The 2,664-nt window shown below is 50.0% G+C and carries 3 protein-coding genes; 1 reads left to right on the top strand and 2 read right to left on the bottom strand.

Features of this window, described 5'->3' with window-relative positions:
• Positions 1–313 precede the first annotated feature (313 nt).
• Entirely contained in the window at positions 314–853 is a 540-nt protein-coding gene (locus tag WBA89_RS13280; RefSeq protein ID WP_424407085.1) for a protein-tyrosine phosphatase family protein, read from the top strand.
• Positions 854–1,284: 431 nt separating this feature from the next.
• Here the strand turns inward: WBA89_RS13280 and WBA89_RS13285 are convergent, their stop codons facing one another.
• Both WBA89_RS13285 and WBA89_RS13290 read right to left on the bottom strand, forming a co-directional pair.
• The gene (locus tag WBA89_RS13285) at positions 1,285–1,800 is read right to left on the bottom strand and encodes a hypothetical protein (RefSeq protein ID WP_424407087.1); all 516 of its coding nucleotides are present in this window, start codon (positions 1,798–1,800) and stop codon (positions 1,285–1,287) included.
• A gap of 175 nt (positions 1,801–1,975) precedes the next feature.
• The coding region (locus WBA89_RS13290) for an alpha/beta fold hydrolase (RefSeq protein ID WP_424407089.1) at positions 1,976–2,664 on the bottom strand (689 nt) is incomplete at its 5' end.

Below are 2,664 nucleotides of genomic sequence, written 5' to 3' on the forward strand. Positions count from 1 at the left end.
TAAAATTTTGATTGAGTCAACCGCAGATGTCATACCAATTTCACAAAGTAGCGCTAGATATTACCCCCCCCAACCCCCCCTTATTTCGGGGGGGAGTGGGGGGGGGTAGTAGCACATATGAAAGAAAAATGGTATCAGGCAGATTGACGCAAATCAACGCAGATACATTTTTATTTTAATAGTATATAGCAATCCTAAATCATTTGTGAATTTCTTACTCCCTCCCCTTAATAAGGGGAGGGTTGGGGTGGGGTAAAAATATTTACGACTCCTGCAAGGATTGCTATAATTTGATAGCAATTATAATATAATTATGTACAAATTTGCGGCGGCTTCTGAGGATGAATTAGTTGTGTTTGGGGCGGCAAAACCGGGATACGGCGATGCAGAAGTTGCTCGGTGGATTGATTTTATGCAGCGACAGAAGATCGATCGAGTTTGCTGCTTGCTTGCTGAGACTCAACTCGTCCGCTATGGTGATTTGCTGGGAAGCTATCGAAATGTTTTTGGGGGCGATCGCGTTTGCTGGGCTCCGATCGCCGATTTTGAATTTGCCAGTCGCGAAATTTTAATCGATCGCATTTTACCGTTTTTGGCCTCTGCTGATAGCGCGGGCGATCGGGCGGTGGTTCACTGTTCCGGCGGCATTGGACGGACAGGACACGTCTTGGCTGCTTGGTTGGTGTGCGGGCGGGGATTTTCTAACCAAGAGGCGATCGCGGCTGTCAAAAAAACTGGGAGAAATCCCTATGAAGCTGCGATCGCTGCTTTTTTGAAAGGTCGAAATCCCTGGCAAGTTGCTGGAGAACTTGATGCTTTGTTAGATGATTGCCGCCGTGATTTTGGAAGGTAACATACCCCCTTTACGATCGGGCGGTTGAAACCGCGTCTGTACAAACTTTCGTCGGCTCCAAGGCCGACTGGTTCGTAAAGAATATCCAAAATCTGGATTTGGTATGATATCGTTTCCGGTTGTATCGGAATTATTTAACCACAGAGAACACAGAGAACACAGAGAGATCCCAGAGAACTGAATACAGGACGATGAAGAGAGGAATTGATATGAGATCGTGTCCGATCGACTGACAGAGATTAAATTCCGGGCGAGTTTTTGGGTGAGGGGAACCCCTAGGATCTGACGGGGTAATCGATGGAAATGATATTACGGGCGACTTGCTGGAGATCGGATCAAAGGTGCGCGGCTATTTGACAGTCGATTTTTTTGAGAAATCTTTGAGGGCGACGCATCCTGCTGCTGGGATGGTGAAGCCGATCGAATTGCGTTTAACTACAGTTAGCTTCGTAGATAATCTGCCGTGTCTTTCCAGATTTGAGGTCTAGGAAGCGCCAAACACCAGCATAGCCGGAATTTTGGAACTCTGGATGGGTTTTGATCCGGCTTTCAAATATGGGTTTTTTAGCTGCAATTGATTGGGGCTGAAGCTGGAAATTCCCCGACGGTTCAATCCAGTATAGCTTCTTGTTAGCATCCACTAGAATGCGATCGCCCTCAATCGCAACGACTTCAGAATCGATCGGCTTAGCCCACCGCCGCAGCGTGTTGTTTCTGGCATCTATTTCTACCACTTTATCGGGAATTAAATAACCTTTTGTATCAACATCTGGCAGGGATGTCACGCGGGCGATCGCAGCCTCTCCACAAGGATGATAACTAACTTTAATCACGCGCGGGTCTTGTTTTTGTTTCTCGTCCACCATAAAACTGAATTCTGCTGCTGGTGACGGTAAAGCAGATGTTGCTGAATGAGTAGTTAAAGAAGCAACTGCAATGCCAGTCAAAATAACAAAACTGCGAAGTATCAAAGAATGGCGCATAACAACTTTTTTTGACTTTTTAGTTAACGAATGACTAATGATCAATGACTAATGACTAATGACCAATAACCAATAACCAACAACCAATAACCAACAACCAATAACCAACAACCAACAACCAACAACCAATAACTAATGATTAATCCCTAATCAAGGCCGCCACCACGGCTTCGGTGAAGGGAACCGGCGCATCAAGCTGCAACCAGTGGCTGGTTTCGGGTATGACGGCGGTGGCAATTTCGGGGCGGAGTATGTGGAGGCTGAAGGGCCATGAGTTGGCGGGTGCGATCACTGCTGCGATTCGCGCGCCCGGAGTTGCTAAGTAGCGATCGATCGCACCAACTGCATCGTAAGCAAACATACCTTTGTACATACCGATGAGGCGATCGCGCGGGGTGGATGCGAGACGCGCGATCGTAGTCTCGCGCGTCGCAGCCGTACCGCCTTCGAGGGCTTGGGCGAACTTTTCCTCTGCAGCAGCCCGGTAGCCGTCGCCCGCCAGCGCTGCGAGGAAAGGAACCATCTGTTCCTCGTACACCGACAGCGGCAGGTAGTTAAAGTCACCGGGCGGATCTGCGAGAATGACGCGCGTCACCCGCGTTGGCGCGGAGGCGGCCGTGGCGAGAACAACGAGGGCCCCGAAACTGTGCCCGACAAGGGCTACTTGCGGGAGATTCAGCGCGTCGAGGACGGCGATGATGTCGGCGGCGCAGGAGTCGGGGCTGTAGTCGCCGTCTGCAGGCGGATCGGATGCGCCGTGGCCCCGGAGGTCGATCGCCAGAAGGCGCTGGTTTTGACCGAGATTTGCTCGCAAAAGTGCGCTCGTCT

The sequence above is a fragment of the Microcoleus sp. genome (assembly GCF_049646505.1).
Lineage (GTDB): Bacteria > Cyanobacteriota > Cyanobacteriia > Cyanobacteriales > Microcoleaceae > Microcoleus.